The organism is Rhizobium sp. RM, assembly GCF_013390595.1.
In the GTDB taxonomy this organism is placed as follows: Bacteria; Pseudomonadota; Alphaproteobacteria; order Rhizobiales; family Rhizobiaceae; genus Agrobacterium.
The window spans coordinates 1-22,923 of record NZ_JACAWV010000019.1; the positions used below are offsets into that span (position 1 = coordinate 1).

The 22,923-nt window shown below is 58.2% G+C and carries 24 protein-coding genes and 1 tRNA gene; 12 read left to right on the top strand and 13 right to left on the bottom strand.

Annotation, left to right across the window (positions count from 1 at the left end; translation table 11 throughout):
• Positions 1–132: 132 nt before the first annotated feature.
• A tRNA-Met gene (locus HWX89_RS15110) sits at positions 133–209 on the top strand.
• A gap of 345 nt (positions 210–554) precedes the next feature.
• Here the strand turns inward: HWX89_RS15110 and HWX89_RS15115 are convergent.
• The 8 genes from HWX89_RS15115 to HWX89_RS15150 all read right to left on the bottom strand — a co-directional run bounded on the left by HWX89_RS15115 (position 555) and on the right by HWX89_RS15150 (position 7,213).
• Positions 555–1,124, bottom strand: coding sequence for a TlpA disulfide reductase family protein (locus HWX89_RS15115; protein WP_353505692.1), 570 nt, complete (start codon positions 1,122–1,124; stop codon positions 555–557).
• A gap of 59 nt (positions 1,125–1,183) precedes the next feature.
• The gene (locus HWX89_RS15120) at positions 1,184–1,735 is read right to left on the bottom strand and encodes a carboxymuconolactone decarboxylase family protein (protein WP_138794072.1); all 552 of its coding nucleotides are present in this window, start codon (positions 1,733–1,735) and stop codon (positions 1,184–1,186) included.
• A 71-nt stretch (positions 1,736–1,806) separates the two neighbouring features.
• Positions 1,807–2,523 carry a hypothetical protein gene (locus HWX89_RS15125; protein WP_138794073.1) on the bottom strand — a complete coding sequence of 239 codons (717 nt, stop codon included), beginning with the start codon at positions 2,521–2,523 and terminating at the stop codon, positions 1,807–1,809.
• Positions 2,524–2,562: 39 nt separating this feature from the next.
• Positions 2,563–3,207 carry a MarR family winged helix-turn-helix transcriptional regulator gene (locus HWX89_RS15130; RefSeq protein ID WP_138794074.1) on the bottom strand — a complete coding sequence of 215 codons (645 nt, stop codon included), beginning with the start codon at positions 3,205–3,207 and terminating at the stop codon, positions 2,563–2,565.
• 70 nt (positions 3,208–3,277) lie between these two features.
• Positions 3,278–4,471 carry a MauE/DoxX family redox-associated membrane protein gene (locus HWX89_RS15135; protein WP_246705185.1) on the bottom strand — a complete coding sequence of 398 codons (1,194 nt, stop codon included), beginning with the start codon at positions 4,469–4,471 and terminating at the stop codon, positions 3,278–3,280.
• A gap of 2 nt (positions 4,472–4,473) precedes the next feature.
• Positions 4,474–5,106 carry a cysteine hydrolase family protein gene (locus HWX89_RS15140; protein WP_138794075.1) on the bottom strand — a complete coding sequence of 211 codons (633 nt, stop codon included), beginning with the start codon at positions 5,104–5,106 and terminating at the stop codon, positions 4,474–4,476.
• A 113-nt stretch (positions 5,107–5,219) separates the two neighbouring features.
• A complete protein-coding gene (locus HWX89_RS15145; protein WP_138794076.1) occupies positions 5,220–6,068 on the bottom strand; it encodes an alpha/beta fold hydrolase in 849 nt (282 codons plus the stop codon).
• A gap of 200 nt (positions 6,069–6,268) precedes the next feature.
• Positions 6,269–7,213 (bottom strand): helix-turn-helix domain-containing protein, encoded by a 945-nt coding sequence (locus HWX89_RS15150; protein ID WP_138794077.1) that lies wholly within the window; start codon positions 7,211–7,213, stop codon positions 6,269–6,271.
• A gap of 472 nt (positions 7,214–7,685) precedes the next feature.
• Here HWX89_RS15150 and HWX89_RS15155 point away from each other — a divergent pair, with 472 nt between their 5' ends.
• Positions 7,686–8,201, top strand: coding sequence for a cytochrome P460 family protein (locus HWX89_RS15155; protein WP_138794078.1), 516 nt, complete (start codon positions 7,686–7,688; stop codon positions 8,199–8,201).
• 203 nt (positions 8,202–8,404) lie between these two features.
• On the opposite strand, the gene HWX89_RS15160 is transcribed toward HWX89_RS15155, so the two are convergent.
• The 4 genes from HWX89_RS15160 to HWX89_RS15175 form a co-directional block, all read right to left on the bottom strand.
• Positions 8,405–9,649 carry an epoxide hydrolase family protein gene (locus tag HWX89_RS15160; protein WP_502707600.1) on the bottom strand — a complete coding sequence of 415 codons (1,245 nt, stop codon included), beginning with the start codon at positions 9,647–9,649 and terminating at the stop codon, positions 8,405–8,407.
• 273 nt (positions 9,650–9,922) lie between these two features.
• Positions 9,923–10,912, bottom strand: a complete 990-nt coding sequence (locus HWX89_RS15165) for a ketopantoate reductase family protein (RefSeq protein ID WP_138794080.1) — start codon at positions 10,910–10,912, stop codon at positions 9,923–9,925.
• 50 nt (positions 10,913–10,962) lie between these two features.
• Positions 10,963–11,739 (bottom strand): pyrroline-5-carboxylate reductase, encoded by a 777-nt coding sequence (locus HWX89_RS15170; RefSeq protein WP_138794081.1) that lies wholly within the window; start codon positions 11,737–11,739, stop codon positions 10,963–10,965.
• 5 nt (positions 11,740–11,744) lie between these two features.
• Entirely contained in the window at positions 11,745–12,464 is a 720-nt protein-coding gene (locus HWX89_RS15175) for a GntR family transcriptional regulator (protein WP_138794082.1), read from the bottom strand.
• Positions 12,465–12,664: 200 nt separating this feature from the next.
• Here HWX89_RS15175 and HWX89_RS15180 point away from each other — a divergent pair, with 200 nt between their 5' ends.
• The 10 genes from HWX89_RS15180 to HWX89_RS15225 all read left to right on the top strand — a co-directional run bounded on the left by HWX89_RS15180 (position 12,665) and on the right by HWX89_RS15225 (position 21,933).
• Positions 12,665–13,498 carry a substrate-binding periplasmic protein gene (locus tag HWX89_RS15180; RefSeq protein ID WP_138794083.1) on the top strand — a complete coding sequence of 278 codons (834 nt, stop codon included), beginning with the start codon at positions 12,665–12,667 and terminating at the stop codon, positions 13,496–13,498.
• Positions 13,499–13,565: 67 nt separating this feature from the next.
• A complete protein-coding gene (locus HWX89_RS15185) occupies positions 13,566–14,348 on the top strand; it encodes an amino acid ABC transporter ATP-binding protein (protein WP_138794084.1) in 783 nt (260 codons plus the stop codon).
• 9 nt (positions 14,349–14,357) lie between these two features.
• Positions 14,358–15,020 (top strand): amino acid ABC transporter permease, encoded by a 663-nt coding sequence (locus HWX89_RS15190; RefSeq protein WP_138794085.1) that lies wholly within the window; start codon positions 14,358–14,360, stop codon positions 15,018–15,020.
• Positions 15,021–15,029: 9 nt separating this feature from the next.
• Positions 15,030–15,695, top strand: coding sequence for an amino acid ABC transporter permease (locus tag HWX89_RS15195; RefSeq protein ID WP_138794086.1), 666 nt, complete (start codon positions 15,030–15,032; stop codon positions 15,693–15,695).
• Positions 15,696–15,721: 26 nt separating this feature from the next.
• Positions 15,722–16,600 (top strand): 4-hydroxy-tetrahydrodipicolinate synthase, encoded by an 879-nt coding sequence (gene dapA / locus HWX89_RS15200; RefSeq protein WP_138794087.1) that lies wholly within the window; start codon positions 15,722–15,724, stop codon positions 16,598–16,600.
• Between the two features lie 58 nt (positions 16,601–16,658).
• Entirely contained in the window at positions 16,659–17,891 is a 1,233-nt protein-coding gene (locus tag HWX89_RS15205; RefSeq protein WP_138794088.1) for an NAD(P)/FAD-dependent oxidoreductase, read from the top strand.
• A gap of 36 nt (positions 17,892–17,927) precedes the next feature.
• Complete coding sequence (locus HWX89_RS15210; protein ID WP_138794089.1) at positions 17,928–19,397, top strand: aldehyde dehydrogenase family protein; 1,470 nt, start codon at positions 17,928–17,930, stop codon at positions 19,395–19,397.
• Positions 19,394–20,425: a proline racemase family protein gene (locus HWX89_RS15215; protein WP_138794090.1), complete on the top strand. Its 1,032-nt coding sequence runs from the start codon at positions 19,394–19,396 to the stop codon at positions 20,423–20,425. The genes HWX89_RS15210 and HWX89_RS15215 overlap by 4 nt, the downstream gene beginning before the upstream one ends.
• A complete protein-coding gene (locus HWX89_RS15220; RefSeq protein ID WP_138794091.1) occupies positions 20,422–21,174 on the top strand; it encodes an SDR family NAD(P)-dependent oxidoreductase in 753 nt (250 codons plus the stop codon). Before HWX89_RS15215 ends, HWX89_RS15220 begins: the two co-directional genes overlap by 4 nt.
• A 6-nt stretch (positions 21,175–21,180) precedes the next feature.
• Entirely contained in the window at positions 21,181–21,933 is a 753-nt protein-coding gene (locus tag HWX89_RS15225) for an SDR family NAD(P)-dependent oxidoreductase (RefSeq protein WP_138794092.1), read from the top strand.
• A 23-nt stretch (positions 21,934–21,956) separates the two neighbouring features.
• Here HWX89_RS15225 and HWX89_RS15230 read toward each other — a convergent pair whose 3' ends face one another.
• The gene (locus HWX89_RS15230; RefSeq protein ID WP_138794093.1) at positions 21,957–22,850 is read right to left on the bottom strand and encodes a LysR family transcriptional regulator; all 894 of its coding nucleotides are present in this window, start codon (positions 22,848–22,850) and stop codon (positions 21,957–21,959) included.
• Between the last annotated feature and the right edge of the window lie 73 nt (positions 22,851–22,923).

A 22,923-nucleotide genomic window follows, 5' to 3' on the forward strand; every position in this document is an offset into this window, starting at 1 on the left:
AAATCTTCTCATCACATAAGGGCCTCAAGCCCATAACAGAGGCCGCACATCGCGGCCTTTTTTGTTATAATATCAACTTCTCAGCAGACAAATCTGCTGAATGAGACTTCGCCAAAGGCAAAGTCATGGTGCCGCGGGGTGGAGCAGCCCGGTAGCTCGTCAGGCTCATAACCTGAAGGCCGCAGGTTCAAATCCTGCCCCCGCAACCAATCTAATCCCCAACACCAAAATTCCCAAATCAGAATCTGAAAAGTAAATCGCAGCATCCCAAGATCACCCGCCGGGGGACTCCAATAACGCGGGCTCGGATGGTGATTAATATCGAAATATAGGTTTTATGGCGCTGGTCTGTGCGTGAAAAGAGTGGCCTTCGCCGCTCCTGTCACGGCAGTCTTCTAGCTCGAATAAACCGATTAGATCCGCATGATTTTATATTGAAGGAGAGGCAGGCAGGCGCTTCAGCCTCTGAGCAATACGCCCGACTTCACTAGAAGGAGCCGAGATCCTCGAAGTGGATGTGCCGCAATACGAGCGCGGATTTCTTCATCTTGACCTCACGAAACGTGTTTCGACGATGAGGGGATCTCGCATAGTCCGTTGGCGCACTCGCGGTCCTGCCCGCTCACGGTAGCGGGTTCAATCTCGGGAACGCGTGCTGACAGTGCTGTGGCGATCCTTGCGCCGACCGCGATGTCATCCTCAACCCCGAACGCGTGGTGAAGGATGGATCCGTCGCGCCCGATCAGGACGGACGAGGGTGTGCCGCGCAGGCCGAACCGCCGCATCGTTGCTGGGATGTCGGATCCCGCTTCTGCCAGATCGACGCCGACCGGCGATCGCAGACGGTATTCGTGCAGAAATGCCCGAAGGGTTACTGGCGACATGGCCGCATGATGCTCGAATACCGTATGGATCCCGATGATCTGAAGGTCGGTTCTGGCGAAGATGCGCTCGATGCGTTGCACCTGTGGAATGGCTTCCGTCACACAGCCCGGGCAGAGAACCTGAAATGTATGAAGGAATACCGGACGACCACGAAGCCCTGCGAGGGTCAACGGGGTTGGTGTATTGAACCATTCACTCACCGCCAATTCAGGCGCAAGTGTTGTTGAAGAGCTGGACATAATTCTTGATCCTTAGATTGTGGGCGGACCGGAGAGGAAACGGTCCGCCCTCTAGGGGCTTACGCGGCGGCGGCACGCGTGAGCTTCACTCCCGGAAAATCGACCGGAACATCGAGCGCGACATTCAGGTAGTTGGTGAAGAGATTGAGCGCGATGTGAGCGATAATCTCGACGATTTCCTCGTCATCAAACCCTGCCGCTCTGAGAGCATCTACATCGGCGATCTTTATATCCGCTCGCTCGTTCACCACCTTGATCGCGAACCGGAGCGCTGCAGCCGTGCGTGCATCGGCAGAACGGCCCGCTTGAGCCTCAAGCATTTCCTGCGCGGTCGCGCCAGCCTTTCGGCCAAGACCGGTGTGTGCAGCGAGGCAATAATTGCAATTGTTGCGATCAGCGATGGCGACGGCTATCTGCTCGCCGAGCTTGGCACCGAGACGGCCGTTGCCCAGGGCCCCGAACGAGCCCCACATGCTGGAAAGTGCTGCTGGCGAGTTGGCCGCCGCCTTGAACATATTGGGCACCATGCCGAAAGCGGCCTTGATCTGCGAAAGCTGTTCACCCGTCATTCCTGTTGCATCGGACGGGTCTATGAGGGTAATCCTTGTCATGTTCTTTCCTTTCATTTGCCTGGAGGGGGAGATTTGTCGGTCTGGCGATGGCAGTCGCCGGACCGACGTTATCAGTCAGCCGCGATCACTTTACCTGGCAGACTGAGATTTCCGGATGCAACTTTGAAGACGTTGCTGACGCACAGCAGCGGTGCGTGCAGATTACCGTTGACCTTGAGGCCAGCGGTGACGCCATCAAAGGATGCACCTTTGATACCGCTAATCAGAGACAGCGGGATTTCCACATCAACCGACTCTCCTTTGAAAGTCGTTGGATATTCTGGGCTATCGATCAGAAGCGGAACACCCGGCCAGGTCGCTGGAACCTTGGGCTTGGCGCCTTCCGGAATGTCGATGACCTTGAGTCCACCGCCACAGGCTTTGTCCTGGGCTAACACGACCCAGTGCGGATGCCAGATGTGGCGGTTCTTGCCGCCATAAGCCGCATCGTCGAAATCGGGATGGAAGGTTACGGCCAGCGCAACGATGCCCTGATCCTTCTCGAAGCCGATCTCGCCGCTGTTAAGGCTGGTCGGCCACACATAGGCGTAGACACTGGAACCCTCGAACTTGCCGGTCGCGTCCGGCTTGTCCTTGCCGGCCTCGCCGCGGACGCGTGTCGTAAATACCGCTGTATCGCCTTTTGTGACGATGGTGGTCTCGATGATGTCGAATGCGGCCTGCACGGCCTCCGCCGGCTTTGCCTCAATGGAATGGGCTTCGTCTGAAGTCAGCCATAGCGCTGCCGTCCCGGCGACAAGGGCGCCGGTTGCGAATTTCAGTAGCATTGAAGTTCTCCTTACTTTTCTGTTTGCCTGGAGGGTTGATTATCCTTCGACGAAAGCGTTCCAGGTGGCAGCCCGGATCGCTGGGTCGGCGGTTTCATGGTCGCGGCAATCGATGCGGAGCTCCCGCTGGCCGAAGGCCGCGTCTACGAAATTGCAATGATGCGGCCTTGCCGCATCGGTATGAACGAATGGCGCGAAGTATCGACAGCTTGCGCACATCCGCTGGATCGGTATCGCCTCGCGTTCCTGCAGGGTACGGATCATCTTGACCAGCGTGAGCAGGAGTTCCTCCTGCTCCTGCCCGTCCAGCACCCCGGTCGCCTGTTCGGCATCGCCTTCGACCGTGCCGCCCGCCCGCAGTGCGGCGACACCTTCGGACGTTAGGCCAACGCTTACGCCACGCCTGTCATTCGCTGTCTGGCGCTTTTCGACGTAGCCCTTGCGTTCAAGGGCGCCGATGGAGTCCGTAGCCGTTGGCTGGGAGACCGCCAGATGCAGGGCGATGTCCTTGACGCTTAGTCCGCCCTTGCGTCCCTCCAGCAGTTCGAGGATCGAAAGCTGCGTCGGATTGATTCCGGCGAGTTTCGCCCTGTTCCAGTCGTCGGCGCGCATGACCATCGCGATCCGCGAAAGGCCCTCGCGGATACGGTGTTGAATGGCTGTCGGGTTCGTCGGCGTTTCCATAGTGCTTATATATAGGAATCCTATTTAAATGCAAGTGGCATGAGCTGAACCCCGAGATTTCCCATGATGCCTATTGTTTGGTCGGGGGTGCACCTATGCCTTCGTCTGCCCGTGGCCCATGCGGATGATCGGGATTGTAGGAGTGTGTCGCGCGCTCATCGGGCGCCGCTTGTAAAGAATATTCGCTGCCGTAGAAGGTCAGGTGCAGGCCCCAATAGGCGGTCGCAAACACAAGAAGGGCCGTGGCGACACCACCCGGGATCGCCGCGATATGGATTTTCAGCGACGGCAGCATGCGTGTCTTTCGGCATTGGTCGCAGGCGACCGCCACCAGGATTGCCATGATCAGGCCGTGACCGATGAGGTCGATCCGGCCGAACGGCCAGACCGCGGCGGTGAAGATGACGAGCAGGGCGATGGCCGACAGTCGCCGCACGAGCGGTGTCCACAGAAGTCCGAAGCCCATGGTGAATTCCGCCACGCCTGCCATTGGAATGAAGACATCGCGCGGCATGCCGAAGGTGAGGAAAGGCTTTTCCTCAACGAGCGGATAGAACCATTCCGGATAGGCAAATTTTTCCAGGCTCGACCACATCAGTGCGATGGCTAGACCCCATCGCAATGCCTCGAACCGATGGGAACGCAACGCCTCGTTTTTCGATGGTTCCATGATCAGGTAGGCTGCGACACCGACGCCGAGCGCCAGGTAGTCGAAGAGATGGAACAGGTCATAGTCGCGCAGCGCCAGGAGCCACAGCGCTATGATGCCGATGCCCGCCAGCGGCATTGTGGGCCGGAAAAAAATGCAGCCGGCAATGAGCAGTTGCAGCCACGACACCCATTCGCTCGGCGTCTTGAGGTCCGGTGTGAGGTAGACCCCGCCGACAGAGAAGATCGCGACGAAGAACGCTCCGACGGTAACCCTGACATAGTCGTCGAGCCTGTTCCACAAGAATGCGGTCGCGCGATCCAGTCCGCGGTGTATCGTCTCGCCCCAGGTGCTGATTTCTATCAGCCGCGTCCCGGCGAAAAAAATCACCACCAGTGCAATGCCAATCCAGAACCAAATATCGGCGATCACCGTGGTGACCGGCTGTGGTGGTGCATCGATGATGTAGGGGGCAAACCACTTGACGTGCGCCACGGCCGGCTCAAACGGGAACATGGCCAGGCCGGCGACCAGGAGGATCAAGCGGATGGCTCGCAATGAGAGCGGTTCCGGCGCGCCGATCGGGGAGGAAAGTCTGGAAGCGTAGCGCGTCATACTCACTTTGGCGTCCCTTCAAGTGCTGCGATCACCGCTTCGGTTGACAGAATGGCCGAGGCATAAGCTGGTGCGTTCAGTTCGACGGTGGTGGCGACCTCCTGCGAGTTGAAGGCTGCGATGGCATCGGTAACAAGCGTGACGTGGTATCCGAGTTCGGCGGCGTACCGCATGGTTGAATCGATGCAAGTGTTGGCGCGCAAACCGATGATAATGACCTTTTCGACGCCGCTCTGCCTCAGCAGGAGATCGAGGTCGGTGTTTTGGAAACCGCTCGACAACCAGTGCTGCTGCGCCACCGCGTCGCCCGGCCGCGGCTCGAAGTCCGGATGGAAGCTGCCGCCCCATGTGCCTTCCGCAAAAGCCTTGAGGCTGCTCGCGCCTGCCTGCGCCGGGGGCTGATGCTTCCACCTGAGAAAATCGCCCTCACGCCAACGATGATGTGGGGCAATGAACACCCGGATGCCTGCCTTGCGACAGGCAGCCAGTACCCTTTTCATATTCTCGACGGTGTTCAGTCTCTTTATGGTGGCTTCGCAGTAGCCGTAGAGCACGCCGCCTTGCGAGATGAAATCGTTGTACGGGTCGACAATCAGGAGCCCGGTCGTTTCCGTCTCATAGATTGTGTGAGACATGATGCATTCTCCATTAGAGGCCGGTGCGGACATCGGGACCGTGCCGGGTCCCAACGGTTCGAGCTATTCGGCAGCTTGTGTGATATCGAGCCCGATTGGTATCGGCATTCTCCTCACACGTTGCACACGAAGCTGGCGATGATGTCTGCGCTCGCCTGCGGATGCTGGTGATGCGGGCCATGACCGGACTGCGGGAACGTGAGCAACGTCACGGTGGGCAGCATCTCGTTAAGGGCGTACCAGTTTTCGACCGGAAAGATGATGTCGTGGTCGCCGCCGATATGGATGATCGGAATGTGCGTCTGCTTCAGCATCTGCAGTACGGGGGGAGCGGGGAAGGCCGGGCTTCTGGGACCATGCGCAAGCAGGGGGCGTGCAAATTCCACTGGTACTGGCGGGCACAGGTCTTGCTTGCGGGCCTCGATTCTTGCTTGGGAGCGGGCAGCCGCTTCCCGACTGGCTGCGGAGCGCGGTTCGAAGAACAGCGCCGTAATGTCTTCTATCGTGTAAACGTCCTTGCCGGCGAGGTCGTAGAAAAGCTGTTCGGCAAGTTTGACCAGATCGCCGGGTGGTGTCGTCCCGAGGAGGGCAAGATGGCTGATCCCGTTTGGATGCAGGGCAAGCGTTGCTTGCGCCACCATCCCGCCGAGCGACCAGCCTGCAAGGACGACCCCTTCCAACTCCAATCCGGCAACAATATCGCGCGGGTCCGCCGTCATCTCGATCGGGTTATATGTCGGGGTCCCTGTCGAAAGCCCTAGCCCGGAATAGTCGAAGGTGATGACGCGTAAGCCGTTCGCTGCGAGCGCATCGAGAAATGCGGGATCCCAGAGATCCATAACACCGCGAAAGCGGTTGCACAGCACGATCGGGGTGCCAGACCCGATTGATCGATAGGCCAGGGTCCGGTCGTTTAACGGAAGATACTGTGTCGGTGCAAATGTTGCTGAAGTCCCGTCCATGCGATTTTTCCATCCTTAAGAAGGCGAACGAAAGCGCTGCATGCCAGCCGCGCAAGAGTACTGCGAGCCTGATTGGGGGTCTTGTAAGTTCTTGCTTTCGGCAGAGCGCGGTCGTCCGACTTTCGTCTAAATCGTTCGTGGCCGAGCGACTGGCCATTGTCGGCGGTTCGAGAAGATCGAGGAGGTCAAGATGGTGGGCGTCAGCCGCAGCGAACTCTTTGCCACGTTCCCGGAGGCATGCCGACAATGCGGCTGAAGCTCTTTGTTAAATGCGCCTGATCGAAGAAGCCGACTGCATGCGCCACGTCGGCTGGCCTCATCCGGCGGTCGCATAGCATGGCCTGTGCGACGCGGACCCGCTCGCGCGTGTGCCAGGCATGTGGAGAAACACCCAGAGAAGTCTTGAAAGCGCGGCAGAAGTGGAATGGCGAAAGTTGAACGAGATTGCAGAGTTCGCTCAGCCGAATGTTCGAGGCGAGCCGCGAGCGCATGTATTCGACCAGAAGGCGGCGTTGTGTCGGGGACAGGCCGTAGGGGCGGTCCTCTCCCGGCTTCTCCAGTCGCGATATGGCGTTGAGGAGCGAAAGCATGAGGAGATCATCGCGGAGTGTTTCACCGCTATCCTCCTCGCTGCAAGCGAGCTCGAACTGCCGTGCCACATGATAGAGTGTCTCATCGTAGAACATGTGCCTGGGGCGAAAGTCGCAGGCCTCGAAACCCGCGCCTAGTTGCTGCCCAAGCTTGCCGACGTCAAACTGCAGGACGAGCCACCGAAGGTATCCGGAGGGCTGATCGAAAAAGCCCCACTGCCGCGCTCCCGGCGCGCTGACCGACATCTGAAACGGTGTGTCGTGGGTCGGCGTGGGTCGGCGCGACCTGTGGGGACCGATCGTTACGCGCGCATTGTCCTGAGCCAGCATCACAACGAGCCGTGAGCAATCAGCTTCGTCCGAATTGTAGGAAGGGCGAAGGCAGGAGGCTTCCACGACCTTGGCGCTGAGATGAGTCCACATCGAGACAGACTTGATCCCGTAGCTGATCCCATCATGGCGTATCGCCGAAACGTGCCTCCAGGCATCGGGCCCGAAGCTCCGTGGTCCGGAAACCATCGTTTGGATGCTGTCATGAGATACCTGCCTTGCCATGCGATATCCCGTTCGGTTCAAACCCTGCGTTAATATGCTTCAATTGGGAGATTGATTTCAATGGACTGTATCGTAATGGTCCGGCGATACATATCGCGACTTTCGCTATTCGCCCCAGAATTCATATACGATCGCCTGTCCAAACTTTTGGGCCACAGTCTGACGGCGGTGGCGAGGCTTTGCCTGCTTTTCGTGTGGGGATGGACAAACAGCGGACAGTCTTCCGTCGGGCCCATAAAGCGTCCGGACGTAGCTAGAGCCCACGATCCATACGATTCTGTCTGGAAAGAGAGGCGGACAGGCGCTCCAACGTCTGAGCAATGCTCCAACTTGACTTTTGACGCACTTGAAGATCGAGGACGAGGGTGCCTTCGGACTACATTACGATACACTTCCGGGTGCCAATGAAATCCGGGAGATACATGGCTGCCTCAACCTGTGCCGCGATATCTAAAGGTGCAGGAGAAGATTGATGAAGCCGATATACGCAGTACTGGGTGTCTGTTCAGTGTCCGTTGCAGTTTTTGGTGGTGCGGCATCCTATTCCAGAGCGACCGATGTTCCATCGGAGAATGCCTCGCCTATTTATGGTGTGACCATTCCGGCCGGTTATCGGGACTGGAAGTTCATTGCACCAGCGCAGGAGGCGCCGCCACTGGATGAGTTGCGGGCGGTTCTTGGAAATGACATTGCCGTCGATGCCTATAAAAAGGGGACATTGCCGTTCCCTGATGGCTCGGTTCTGGTTAAGCTGGCGTACAAGCGCCAGCAGTCGACCGAATTTCAGCCAGCGACTGTTCCTGGTGCACCAACAACCGTGCAGGTGATGGTCAAGGATTCGAAAAAATATCCCGACAGCCACGGATGGGGCTTTGGGCGGTTTGTTGACGGCAAACCGGTAGACATTGCGCAGCATGAGACCTGTCTTTCGTGCCATGTCGGCAACGTCAAGGATCATGACTACGTCTTTACGCGCTACGCGCCTTAATCATTCCAGCGTCCATATCCCCCACGGTATTCGTAGACAGTATTTCGCCCCGCGTTTCCGAGGACGCGGGGCGATTTTATTTGTACGGAGCGAGATTGGCGTTTCCTGAAAAGTCTGGCGCCCCAAAGCCCATCGGCAATGGCCAGAGCAGTTCATTTTCGGAATGCCGCGCGGCTCTTTCTCCTAGCCGCGCGGCGGCGATGTTAACGGACTGATTTAAAGGCTGCCCTGAGTTCTTCCGCAAAGATCTGCGGTTGTTCCCAGGCAGCGAAATGTCCGCCTTTGGCTACCTGGTTATAGTAGGTCAGATTTGGATAGGCCTGCCGGCTCCAGCTTTCCGGTGCCTGGTAGATTTCCTTCGGGAAGACGGTGATCCCAACGGGTATCTTGATGTCCTGCGTTTTCTGCGTCTCTGAACTGAAATTGTTGTTGTTATTTTCCCAGTAAAAGCGCGATGACGAAGCCCCAGTGTTGGTCAGCCAATACAAGGTGATGTCATTGAGCATCTCGTCGCGCGATAGGACCTTTTCCGGTACGCCGTCACTGTCGCTCCACTGCGCGAATTTCTCGTACATGAAGGAAGCAAGCCCCGCAGGCGAGTCCGAGAGCGAGTAGCCGATTGTCTGCGGTCGCGTGACCATCATGGCACCATATGCTGCATTCCGGCCGAAGAACGTACTCAACGATTGAAACGCATCACGTTCCGGCGACGTCAATTCGGTAGGAGCGGGATCGCCGCTATTGATTGCCTTCATGAGGTTTCCTGGCACGGTCGCCGGCATGTTGAGGTGAATAGCCAGAAGGCCCTCCGGAGCCTGTCGCGCCAAGGCATCCGATATAACCGAGCCGTGGTCTCCGCCCTGAGAAACATAGTGCTTGTATCCAAGCCGCTTCATCAACGTATCCCAGGCACGGGCCGTCCGATCTGGACCCCAGCCCAACTCCGTTGGTTTGCCGGAGAAGCCATAACCGGGGATCGATGGAATGACCACGTCAAAGGCATCTTCCGCCCGGCCACCATAGGCGGTTGGATCGGTCAGAGGTCCGATTGCCTTCAGGAACTCGAAAGGGGAACCGGGCCAGCCGTGCGTCAAGATGACCGGCAGGGCATTCGGGTGACGAGAGCGGACATGGATGAACTGAATATCGACGCCGTCGATGTTCGTTATGAATTCAGGCAATGCATTGAGCTGTGCCTCGCCCTTGCGCCAGTCATAGTCTGTTCCCCAGTAACGAACGAGGGCCTGCACGTTGGCAAGCTGAATGCCTTGCGAAATGTCACCAACCGTTTCTTTGTCCGGCCAACGGGTGTCGGCGATGCGTCTGCGCAGGTCATCAAGCTGGGACTGAGGAACATGGACCTGGAATGGACGGATGCTTTCGTCGGCTGTGGACACTTGGGGGTCTGCGGCGGCTGCATTCGAGATGTGGGCTGCTGACACGAGCATGGCTGCCGCAAGCGCTGCGAGGATGCGGCGAGCCTCGACGTGTCTTTCGGCGACATTATTCTTGATCACGGGCATAGGTGTTTCCTTCGTCGTTGTTCATGACGAAATCAGGCTATGCAGCCGACGTATCCCGAATGTTTTCAGATTTGCGGGAACTGTATCAAAGCGTAGCAATCCCGATTGTCCGCTTTTAACTCTCTGCTGTTCAGTAACATTAGGTGCGGCAAACCAAACTGATTTAAGGCGGGACGATACACACCGGCCGACAACATATCAGCGGTCGACGAGCGCCTGTATTGCTGCAAGGGACAGTGTTCCGTCAAAGCCGCCATTTTGCTCCAGCTTGCCCGTTAGCAACTGAACCGCCGCATTATAGGGTGTCGGGACACCGTGTAGGCGGCCGAGGAGGACGATCTCGCCGTTGAGATAATCGACCTCGCTCGAAGCTCCACGTTTGAAGCTTTGCCATGTCGATTGCTGACCGGACTGGATGCCGCTGTTTTCCGCTGTTTTCCAGTTTGATACATCGATGGTTCTCTCAATCGGTGATGCGGGCGAATAGCCCGCAGCCTGCAAAACATCCCGAGCCTCCTGCCCGAGCGCTGCACCGATTGAACCGGCCTGGTCATCCGTGCCATCGAAGAGTTCGAGGGCGTTCCTGACGTTGTGCAGCAGCTTCGCCGATTTCCAGCGGCGAATGTCTGCGCTGGTTTCGGCAAGATAGCCTGCCCGGATCAGGTCGGTGACAATCAGTTCGCTCGTTGCATCATTCCGTGAAGGAAAGCGCCCAACTGTAACGATACCAAGTTGCGGGTCACCGCCCACTGCTACCTTGCCGGTTTCCGTAAACCGGGCAGGCGTCATAATGCTGGCGCCGTAGACATGGGAAAATGTCCTGAGAGCCGCAGCCTCCGTTGCGAGACCATTCTGGAACGTGACGATCGGCAGGCTGGCGGCCACACCGTCGTTTTGATCTTGTAGCGGACGCCAGGACCAGAAGGATAATGCCGTGGCTGCATCCTGCGATTTGACTGTCAGCAACAGGATGTCGTCGGAGTTGAGTTCCGGAGGATTGCTGAGATCAAAAGCGTTCAAGTTGATCTGTCGTGTTCCGGATGGGCGCTGGAAACTCAATCCGTTTTGTTGGATATGCTTGATCTGAGCGCCGCGACCGACGAGTGCATAGCTGATACCCGTCAGTTCGAATTGTCCGGCAAGGCTGGCCCCGATCGCACCTGCGCCGATAATTACGTAACGTGTCATGTTTGCCGATACTCCCGAAGCAAGCGGACTTCTCGCAATAAAATTGGCTGTCACCCGGTGATACGCGCAAAAACGCGATCCAGAGCCTGTTTCAGAGCCGTTGTGCCGCCATCTTTGTCGAAATCCACCTGTACCTGTTCGTTCAGGCCACCCTTCGTCGCAAATTCACGGCTGAGTTCGCCAAAGGAGCTGGTACGCGACTTTTTGGCTCTCTCAGCGAGACCATGAAAGAGCGGCGCCAGATAAGCCTGTCCTTTCGCCCGGTCGAGACCATTGTCTTCAAGCCAATCTGTTGCCGCGTCCAGAATGTGGAAATAGGTCGACATCAGTGCGCTGGCTGCAGCCAGCAGGTCGTATTCTTTTTTGCTTTCGCACTGAACGGCACTGCCAAGTGCATCGAAAAGTGCCGCTGTCTCAACGTCCGGCGGAAAAATTGCGGTTACACCAATGCGGTCTTCAACGAAGGGCAGCGGGATCGCCTGAACCAGATGTACGTCAGCACCGATCCACTCCAAAAGGGTCTGCCGTTCGGTTGCAGCGATGACACTGACGACCGACTGACCGTCCCGAAATGAAAGTGGCTCAATAACCTCTTTGGCGATCTGCGGGCGGACGGCAAGAACGACGACGTCGCTCTGGTCAACGACCGCCTGATTGTCCCTGGCGACCGATGCGGTCTCGAAGTCAGCAGCAAGGCGTGAAGATATATCGGCGCTGCGTGGAGAAAGGTGTACCTTGCCAGCATAGGCAGGCGTCGCCAGCAGTCCTCGGACCATAGCCTCGGTGATGGCACCAGTGCCGACAAAGCCAATCGATTCAATGGTCATGGTTTTTACTCCGCAGCGCGCAACGGGCCCAATGTAACGTCCGTCGCATAGTTTTCGCGCATGAAATTGATGAAGTTGTCCTGGAACTGCCGGGTGTGGGCGTGCGCCAGTTCGTCGGCGAGGTCGACATTCTTATCGCGGATGGCGTTGAGCATCAGGCTATGCTCGTCGGTCAGGAGATAGCCCTCATGCGTGCGTTCGAGATATTCGAAGTGCAGATGGAGCATGCGTTGCCCCTGCGAAAGCAGCTTCTCGTAGAAGGAGGCCAGGTACTGGTTTTTGCCGGCATGGGCAATCGCCATATGGAATTCCTTGTTGGCCTCGGACATTGCAAGGTGATTGCCCGTCTTTACCGCTGAGGCGAAAGCCTTGTCGCACTTGGCGATGATCTTCAGGTCGGCTTCGGTGCGCAGCGCAGCGGCAAGCCTGGTGTTCATGCGCTGGGCGATGTCGAGCGCTTCGACATATTTTGGAAACGTCGCGACCTCGATCGGGGCAACAATGGTGCTGCGGTTTGAAAGTGTCACAACTAGTTCGTCGGACCCCAACCGGATCAGCGCTTCGCGCACCGGCGCGCGCGACATGTTGAAACGCTCCGCCAAAGTCGTCTCATCAAGAAGCTGTCTGGGTGGCAACGCCAGCGACAGAATCTCGTTGCGCAGCGTTTCATAGACACTTCTCGAGCCTGTTCCCCGCACCCGCTTCACTTCAACTTCTTCAGACACTTAAGTCCCTTTCACTTTCAGAGCCCGCATTGGGCCAGAAATCCATCGTCACAGCAATGTAAAATTTCCGCTTGACTTTGTCGACACCATGTTGACTGATAATGCTCAGTCGACACGAAGCCGACAGAGATAAGCAATAGAAACGGCTCTAGCCGACGAGTGGAACAAACGCGCTTCGCGCACAGCAAAGAGGAATGCCGATGCTTTCGAAGATGATAACGTCCGCACTGCGGGCGCTGCCTGCGCTCGCCCTTCTGGGAGGTCTCGCTGTCACATCCGCCCACGCCCAGACCGCAGAAGGCTACTGGCAGGGTGTGCAGAAGGCGGGAGTGCTGAAATGCGGTGCCGCCGTCGCACCACCCTACATCATGCGCGATCCCGCCACCGGTGATTACTCCGGTTTCTATGCTGATCTGTGCCGTGAATTCGCTGACGTTCTGAAGGTGAAGCCGGAGTTTGTCGACACCACCTGGGACAACATCGTGGCTGGCCTTCAGGCTGGAAAATGGGACGTGTCGCTGGCGCTGAACAGGACGCCTGCGCGTGCCATGGCCGTCCAGTTTTCCATCCCGGCGATGGAGTATCAGATCTCTCTCGCCTACAACAAAAACAACCCGAAAATCCCTCAAGGCGCCTCGTCCGTTGCTGACGTCGACAAGGCAGGTGTCACCATCGCGGTGATGTCCGGTACCGCACAGGACAAGGCAATCTCCGCTGCCGTGAAGAACGCCACCATCATGCGGTTGCCCGGCAATGACGAGACGCGCCTGGCCTTGACCTCTAAACGCGCCGATATTCTCGTCGATGCTTCGGACACCAATCTGTTGCTGACCCAGGCAAATCCCGATTGGGCAATGGCGCTCAACCCCAAGCCGGCGCTTGCCAAACAGGGTGTGTCCTTCGGCCTACCGCATGGAATGACGGCCTCTGACGTCGAGGTCGTGAACATCTTCCTCGAAGAACGGGTTGCAACCGGTCACGTCGACGAACTGATCAAGAAGGCAATTGATCAGGTTCTCAAGGGCTCGAACTGACTTCGCCGGCTGCCGGCGGTCTCCGTCGGCAGCCTCTTCTCGACGCTACGATAAACCGAGATCGGCCATGACCATGTCATTCAGTCTTCCCCTCGTGAAAATGCAGTCGTTGCACAAGAGCTATGGCAATGGTGCAGTTCAGGTGCTCAAGGGCATCGATATTGAAATGAAGCCTGGCGACCGGGTCGTCGTCATCGGACCAAGTGGCGGCGGCAAGAGCACTCTGCTTCGCGTCATGATGGGGCTGGAGCAGATCGACAGCGGCGCCGTCAGTTTTGATGGAAAACCCTATATTTTCTCGGAGGGGGCGGGCAAAAAAACCGTCATCGACACCGATGTTCGCCGTTCGATCGGCATGGTGTTTCAGCACTACACTTTGTTTCCGCACCTCAACGTCATCCAGAACCTCGTACTCGCACCCTGCAAGGTGCGCGGTGAGGCAAGAGCGAAAGCGGAAGCCCGGGCGCAGGCCCTGCTAGAACGGTTCGGACTTGGCGCCAAGGCAAAGGCCTATCCGGCGCAACTGTCAGGTGGACAGAAGCAGCGTGTTGCCATTGCCCGTGCGTTGATGCTGGACCCGAAGCTGATGCTTTTCGATGAGGTGACCTCGGCGCTTGATCCGGAACTTGTCAGCGAGGTGGAGCAGGTGATCATGCAACTGGCGGCGCAGAACATGCCGATGATGATCGTCACGCACGACATGTGGTTTGCCAAGAACATCGCCTCGCGGGTGATCTTCTGTGCGGGTGGCGTGGTGGTGGAGGACGGGCCGCCGGAACAGGTGCTCGGTTCGCCGAAGGAAGAGCGCACCAAGGAGTTCATCGACCGCGTTTTCCATATCAAGCAATAGGAGGGGGCCGTGAACTACACGTTCGACTTCAATGCCGTTTCCTTCGCGCCGCTCCTTCGAGGGCTATGGGTTTCGCTTGAGCTGACTGTCGCCGCAAACATCATGGGTATCGTCGCCGGTTTCGGTCTGGCGCTGCTGCTGATGAGCCCCTACCGGTTGGTCAGAGTGCCGTTCATGCTGTTTGTCGAATTCTTTCGCTGCACACCGGCAATCGTCCAGATTGTCTGGATCTTTTATTGCGTGCCAATGTTGTTCGACGTGTTTCTCGATCCGATCACGATGGGCATCATGGCGCTGGGGCTGAACCTGACCGCGTTCAATGCCGAGGCCTATCGCGCCTCGATCCAGGCGGTGCCGAAGGAGCAGATCGACGCGGGAATTGCGCTCGGCCTCAATCCCTGGCAGCGCATTCTATACATCGTGTTTCCGACTGCCTTTCGCGCTTCCGTGCCAGTGCTGCTGACAAACGGCATCGTCATCTTCCAACAGAGCGCTCTGGTCGCGATCGTCGCGATTGCCGACCTCATGTACGAGGGCAAGTCGCTGGCGACCGAAACCTATCGCCCGATTGAAACCTTCACGGTCGTTGCCCTGATCTATTTCGCTGTCTCGTTTCCCGTCACCCAGATCGTTGGGTTTCTGGAGCGTCGACGCCAGTTGCTGGCAAGCTAGGAGGATGTGATGTCACTCGATTTCTCGGTCCTGGCGCGTTTCGAAAACGCATTGCTGCTTGGGCTTTTTACCACGCTGAAGCTAACGGTAGTCTGCATTTTGCTTGGATGCTCACTGGGCTTTATCGTCGGCCTTGCCAGAACATCGCGAAGCACCGTCCTTCGCTTTGTTTCCGGGCTCTACGTGGAGTTCTTTCGCGGTACGCCGGTACTGATCCAGCTTTTCTGGATCTTCTTCTGCCTGCCGCTGATCCTCGGCGTCGAACTGTCGAACTTCATGTCCGGTGTCATTGCCCTGACGCTCTATATGGGAGCGATCACCAGCGAGACATTCCGCGCCAGCCTCAGGTCTGTCGGACCGGAACAGCGGGATGCCTGCGTCGCGCTTGGTCTTCCCCCACGTATCCAGGTCACCAGTGTCGTGCTGCCGCAGGCGGTTCTTCGGGCAATCCCGACGCTCCTCTCCAACTGCGTCAGCCTGTTCAAGGAGAGTGCGCTGGTGTCAGCCGTTGGCATGGCTGACCTGATGTTTGTCGGCCAGAACATCTCCAACAACACGGCGCGACCCGTCGAGGTTCTGACAGTGGTCGCGCTGATCTATTTCGTCATCGCTTTTCCAATCACCCGCGCCGTCACGCTTGTTGAAGGGCGAATCCTCAAGAAACTTGCCCTTTAGCGCATCTGCCACAGGAGAATGCATCTATGAAATTGTCTGGCGTAATGCCCGCTCTCATCACCCCGTTCGATGCCAATGGAAAGGTCGATTTCAAGGCCTATGAAAAGCACCTGACGGCACTGCGTGCCGCCGGCGTCACGGGTTGGGTGCCGATGGGCTCGACCGGAGAATATTCCGCCATGTCGAATGACGAACGGCTGGAGGTTTTGAAGTTCGTGAAGGATTTCGCCATTGAAGGCGAGGCCCTGATCGCCGGTACCAACGCCCCGGCAACCCGGGAGGTCATCGAAAATACTTTGAAGGCCAAGGAGATCGGCTACGACACGGTTCTGCTTGCGACCCCGTTCTACACACGCCCGACGCAGGACGAATTGCTGGCGCATTTCCAGAGGGTGCTCGATGAAACGGATATCAACCTCGTGCTCTACAGCTATCCCTACAAGGACGGTGTCGAGATTGGTTTCGACATTCTCGATGCGCTGGCTGATGACCCACGCGTCATCGGCATCAAGGAAAGCTCGGGCTCGCTTCAGCGCGCCGTCGATATTCATTCCCGTTACGACGGCCGTATCGGACTGGTCTCGGGCTCTGACGATATTGCTCTCGATTTCATGTTCTGGGGGGCGGATTCCTGGATTTGCGGCCCTGCCAACTGCATGGCAAAGGCCTGCGTCGACCTTGATCGGACATTCCGCTCCGGTGATCTCAAGGCGGCCCGCGACAAGATGATCGTGCTCTACAAGGCCATGAACATTCTCGAGAGCGGAAAGTTCGTTCAAAAGGTCAAATATGGTTGCGAGTTGCAGGGTCTGTCCGTCGGCAACTGCCGTGCACCGCTCGGCGAGCTGACCGCCGAAGAGAAGGCTGAATTCAAGGCCGCCATGCAGCCCATCCTGAACTGGTGAAAAAAGACCGGTGGGCGTCCTGGCGCCCACCGCCATGACATCAATGGAGAATGCGAGCATGACAACCGTGATTGTCGGCGCAGGGATCATCGGTACAGCCATCGCTTACGAGCTGCAGAAGCGCGGGCACCAGGTGGTTCTTGTCGACAAGGGTGAGATCGGACGCGGGGCGTCGTATGGCAACATGGCATCCATTGCCGTGACTGAATTCATGCCCGCCTCGCGCCCATCCATCTGGAAACAGATCCCCGGCTGGATGCTCGACCCTGAAGGGCCGGTGCGCGTTCGCCCCGGTTATATGCCAAAGCTTCTCCCTTGGTTCGCCCGTTTTGTCGCCGCCTCACGTCCGGGAAAATTGCGCCAGCTTGAAGCGCAGGGGGCAGCACTTTGCAAACGCGTCTTTGACGATCTCCTTCCTCTGCTTCGGGAAACCGGATTGGAAGGCGAGCTGACCGATGAAGGTTGCCTGTCGCTTTATCTCGATGAGAAGGAGTTTCGTGCCGACCGTGAACACATCGAGCTCCTCGAGCGGTTTGATTTTCCACACCAGCGCCTGAGCGGCGACGAGGCGCGTGAACTGGAGCCGGCGCTGGCAAAAAACATTGGCATGGCGGTTCTGTTCCCACAAAACCGCAGCCTGCGCGATCCTTTCCGCCTGGTGAACCGTCTAGCGGACAAGTTCACGGCTCTTGGTGGTACCGTCGCACGCGGCGAAGTGGTGGGGTTCGATAGGAACGATCGCGTCACGGCCGTAAAACTCGCAGATGGCGGCTCGATCTCCGCCGACAAAGTCGTGATCTGCGGCGGTGCCCATAGTGGCCGCCTCTCGAAAATTCTTGGTGAGCCCATCCCGCTGGAGACCGAGCGGGGGTATCATACCCAGATCATGACGCCCGGTATCTCCATGCGTCATTCCATTATCTGGCCGGCCCGCGCCTTCATGGTCACGCCCACGGCGGGTGGCATCAGGGTCGGTGGTACGGTCGAAATGGCGGGTCTCGACGCGGCCCCCGATTATCGGCGCTCAAAAGTGACGGTGCGACGGGCGCAGACCGCTCTGCCCAACCTAAAATGCGAGAATTTTTCCGAATGGATGGGGCATCGTCCCGCCCTTCCTGACACGGTGCCGGTTCTCTCCGCCTCGGCAAAGACGTCAGGCATTTTCTACGCCACCGGTCACGGCCATCTCGGGGTCACTTACGCCGCCACGACTGCGCGGCTGATGGCAGATCTCATCACAGGCGCCCCGCCACCTATCGACATGCACCCCTATCGTATCGACCGTTTCTGATGGACGTTCGGTCAGACATAATCGTGTGAGGATACCATGCAGAACAGACTTTTCATCGACGGCCAATGGATCGCTCCTGCAGACGGTGCCATTCTTCCGGTGATCGACCCGGCGACGGAAGAGGTCATTCATCACATTGCGGCTGCCGGTCGGACAGAGGCGGATGCTGCAGTAAAAGCTGCGCGTGAAGCGTTTGACCATGGGCCGTGGCCAAGACTGTCTGGCAAGGAGCGCGCCTCCTATCTGCGTGCCATTGCGCAGGGTATTCGAGACCGTCTGCCCGATCTGGCGCAGATGGAGACCCGTGACAACGGCAAGCCCCTGCCGGAATCCGAATGGGATCTTGCCGACGCTGCCGGCTGCTTCGACTTTTACGCCGATCTTGCCGAGGAGCTGGATGGCGAGGTTGAGGACATCAAACTTGCCGATGCCCGCTTTATCTCGAAAGCCGTGCGTGAGCCGCTTGGTGTTGCCGTCGCGATCGTGCCGTGGAACTACCCGTTGCTGATGGCGTCGTGGAAGGTTGCCCCGGCCCTTGCCGCCGGCTGCACCATGATCCTCAAGCCAGCGGAGACGACATCACTTACGGCGCTCGAACTCGGTGTGATTGCGGAAACTGCAGGGTTGCCGAAAGGCGTCCTCAATATCCTTTCCGGAAAGGGGTCGGTGGTCGGGCAGGCTCTGGTCGACCACCCCGATGTTGACAAGGTTGCCTTCACCGGTTCGGGTCCGGTCGGCGCGCGTATCATGGCGGCCGGCGCGAAGGACATCAAACGCATCAGCCTTGAGCTTGGCGGCAAATCTCCCTTCGTTGTCTTCGCCGACGCCGACATCGAAAAGGCCGTTGAATGGATCATGTTCGGCATTTTCTGGAACCAGGGGCAGGTCTGCTCGGCGACATCGCGTGTACTGGTCGAGGCTGGTCTTTATCCGAGACTGCTTGACCGGCTCGTCGAGGAAGCCGGCAAGATCAGGATCGGCAATGGGCTAGACGCTGGAACGCTGCTTGGGCCTCTCGTCAACGAAGGACAGTACGATGATGTGCTGCGCCATATCGACCGGGCCGTCGAGCAAGGCGCGACCCTTGCCTGTGGCGGTCGGTATGACGGGTTTGAAAAAGGGTTCTGGGTTTCGCCGACAATCCTGACGGATGTGGCGCTCGACAGTGATGCCTGGGTGGAGGAGATTTTCGGCCCTGTTGTCTGCATACGTCCGTTCGAAACCGAGGAAGAGGCGATCAGGCTTGCCAATGGGTCCCGGTTCGGGCTTGCGGCGGCTGTCATGTCTGCCGACGATGCCCGTTGCGAACGGGTTGCCGCAGCGTTCCGGGCCGGCATCGTCTGGATCAATTGCTCGCAGCCGACATTCACCGAAGCGCCCTGGGGCGGCTACAAGCAGTCAGGCATTGGTCGTGAACTGGGCCGGTGGGGGCTGGACAATTATCTGGAGACCAAGCAGATCACGCGGCTGGTCAGCGATGAGCCATGGGGATGGTATCTGAAATGACCTTCGACAAGGTGCTCGATATCCTGCTTGTCCACTGCCAGGGCGAAAGCGGCAATGTGCTTGTCGGGGGTGCTCCGGACATTCCCGGTGAGACCATTCTCGATAAGATGAACTATCTGAATGATGTGGACCCCTCGTTGCGTCTGTTCTTGACGCGCGAACCGCGTGCCCAGGTGGTGCACACCACCAATCTGCTTCTGGTGCCGACCCGACCGGACGCCGACGCGGCATTTATCGTGTTGCAGCCTGACCGGGCGCATCCGATGTCCGGCTCCAACTGTATCTGCGTCGTGACGGCGCTTCTCGAAAGCGGTCGTTTGCAGATGGTCGAGCCGGAAACGGTCGTTCGCCTGGATACGGCAGCCGGGTTGATTGTCGCTCGAGCCAGATGCGAAGGCGGCCGCTGCCTGTCGGTCAGTCTCGATAATGTGCCCGCCTTCGTGCATCAACTCGAAGTGGCCATCGACACACCCAAATGGGGGCTGATCACGGCGGACATTGCCTTTGGCGGTGTCTTCTACGCACAGATCGATGTTGCGCAGATTGGGATGCGGATCGAGCCCGAAGCCGCGCGTGCCCTGGCGGAAGCCGGTACCGAAATCAAGGCGCTTCTGTCCAGTCAGATCAAGGTCAGCCATCCGGAAATTCCAAGTCTGGATGAGATCGCCTATGTGATGTTCCGCGATTATCAACCGGATGGCTCCGTCATCACCTGCACAACACTGAAGCCGGGACGGGTTGATCGCTCTCCATGCGGAACTGGTTCGTCGGCTAATCTTGCCATCCTTCATGCGAAGCATATGGCTGCGGTCGGAGACATAAGGGTTTCACGCAGCATAATCGGTGGAACCTTCACGGCCGAGATCCTCGGCGAGACCGATATTGCCGGTCGTCCCGCGGTTTTGCCGCGTATCACGGGTCAGGCTTATGTTTTCGGGCGGCAGCAACTGCGGCTTGATCCAGAAGATCCCTTTGCCCAAGGTTTTGCCATGTCGGATACCTGGGGACCGCAAGTGGGGGAACTATGAAACTTTCCGGACAATCCATCCTCGTGACCGGCGCGACGGGCGCCATTGGGCAGGCCATCTGTCAGGCTCTTGCTACCGAGGGGGCGCGTGTTGTCGTTCATTTCGGCCGCAATCGCGACGTTGCCGAAACGCTGGTGAGAACCCTGGGGGAAGGCCATTCGGCCGTCACCGCGGACCTCTCCAGTCCCGAGGGTGCGCAGCTTTTGTGGGATCAGTCGATTGCTGTGGCAGGCAAGCTTACCGGGCTGGTCAACAATGCCGGTATCCGCTCGGAGGTGGCAATCGACGCCCCGATGGACGAGTGGCAACGGGTCTGGGCGCGTGAGATGCAGGTCAATTTCCTGTCTGCCGTCGATCTGTCGAAGCTTGCCATCCAGCACTTCCGCCATAACGGCGGTGGTCGCATTGTCAACATGGCGAGCCGTGCAGGGCAGCGTGGCTACACATCGAGCGCCATGGCCTATGGCGCATCAAAGGCTGCACTGATCAATCTCACCAAGTCCATTGCACAAAGCCATGGGCACGAGGGCATTACCTCTGTCGCGCTGGCGCCGGGGTGGGTGCGCACAGAGATGGCCGAAGCCTATATTGCCGAACATGGTGAGGCGGCAGCGCTCGCCGGCATTCCCATCGCCAGAATGGCCGACCCGCAAGAGATCGGCGAAATCACCGCATTTGCCTTCCGTCCTTCCCAGGCCTCCCTTAACGGCGCTGTGCTGGACGTGAATGGTGGCAGCTATATGAGGTAATCAGACATGCGCTTCCAGAACAAAGTCGTTATAGTTACCGGTGCCGCAGGTGGTATCGGCGGCGCCATCAGCAGCCGTTTTGCGGCAGAGGGCGCCCACGTCATCGTCACGGATATGAATGGCGAGGGAGCCGAGTCAACGGCAAGCCAGATCAGGGGTGAGGGCGGCTCTGCCCGGGCCGTGGCCAGTGATATCTCGAACGCCGAGGGCTGCCGCGCCATCATCGACGATGTGATTGCTCACGAGGGCCGGATTGACGTCATTTGCAACAATGCCGGTATCAACAGGCGTGGCAATCTGCTGTCATTGACGCCGGAGGACTGGCGTTTGAGCTTTGCCGTCAATATCGATGCGATGTTCCATCTTTGCCAGGCAGTGCTTCCGCATATGATCGAAGCCGGTGGCGGCGCTATCGTCAACACCGCGTCGCAATGGGGGCTTTACCCGGCACCGAACCACATTGCCTACAACGTCACAAAGGCAGCGGTTGCAAGCTTCACTCAGAACCTCGCCCGTGATTATGCGCCCAGCAACGTGCGCGTCAACGCGGTCTGCCCCGGTGAAATTCACACGCCAATGCTGGAAGCGGGGGTCAAGCGTTCGGGACGCACCATTGCCGACCTCGACAAGCTCGTACCCTTCGGCCGCATTGGCAAACCGGAAGAGGTTGCATCACTGGTGGCATTCCTCGCGTCTGAGGAGGCGGCCTTCATGTGCGGTTCTCTAGTCGAAATCACGGGTGCTCAGGCCGTCGCCTGAGATTTAGGGCTCGCTGTTTATCGCTACTGCGAGCCCGCTGCACTCATCATCTGCTGCATCCGTTCGATCAACCGATCGAGCACGGCTATTCTCTGCGCTCCGACAGGGCGTATGGCGTAATAGGAAACCTCAATCTTCGGCTCGAACGGTATTGCCACCACCTTCGCATCGGCGGAACGGAGACTGGTGTGGTCGACAATGCCGACCCCCATGCCCGCGGCGGCGAAGTAACAACAGTTGAGCATGGACGTTTCCATCGTGCTGATCGGCTGATGGTCTTCCGTCGAAAAGGCGCGGTCGAGCGCCAGCCGCAAAGGCGAATTTCTGCCGGGGATAAGAACACGTTCATCGAGCAGGTCGCCAGGCGTGACGACCTGACGGGATGCCAATCTGTGATCCGCCGTCATTGCCGCAACCGCGTAGGAACTGTGCAGAGGCGTGGCGTTCTTGTCCGCCATTCTGGGTGAGGCGAATACCAGCCCGAGATCATACCGGTTCTGGTCGACCATATCCCAGATGTAGCGGCTGTTTTCGACGTCAATGACCAGCGGAATATCCAGCCGGTCACCAATCACCTCGACAATTGCCTTGTGAAGATAAGGCCTTACCAGCGATGTGACGCTGCCAATCCGCAAGACGGTGTTCTTGTGTGCCCGTATGTCGTCTGCCGCCTGGGCGATCTGGTCGAGGCCGAGGTAAAGTCGCTCGACTTCCCGGTAGAACTGTGTCGCTTCGGCGGTTGGCACCAATCGCGCGCCCACGCGTTCAAACAGTCGCATTTGGACGATATCTTCGAGATCGCGGATTAGGCGGCTGACAGCAGGCTGCGTAACGTTCATGGCCTCGGCGGCAGCAGTGATGCCACCGGTCATCATTACGGCGCGAAATGCTTCGACCTGTCTTGGTTTCAGCCTCAACTTGCAGTCCCTCACATAACATTACGGCATGGCTTAAGTACAAAATGCAATTTTTCTTTTGCCAGGTAAAACG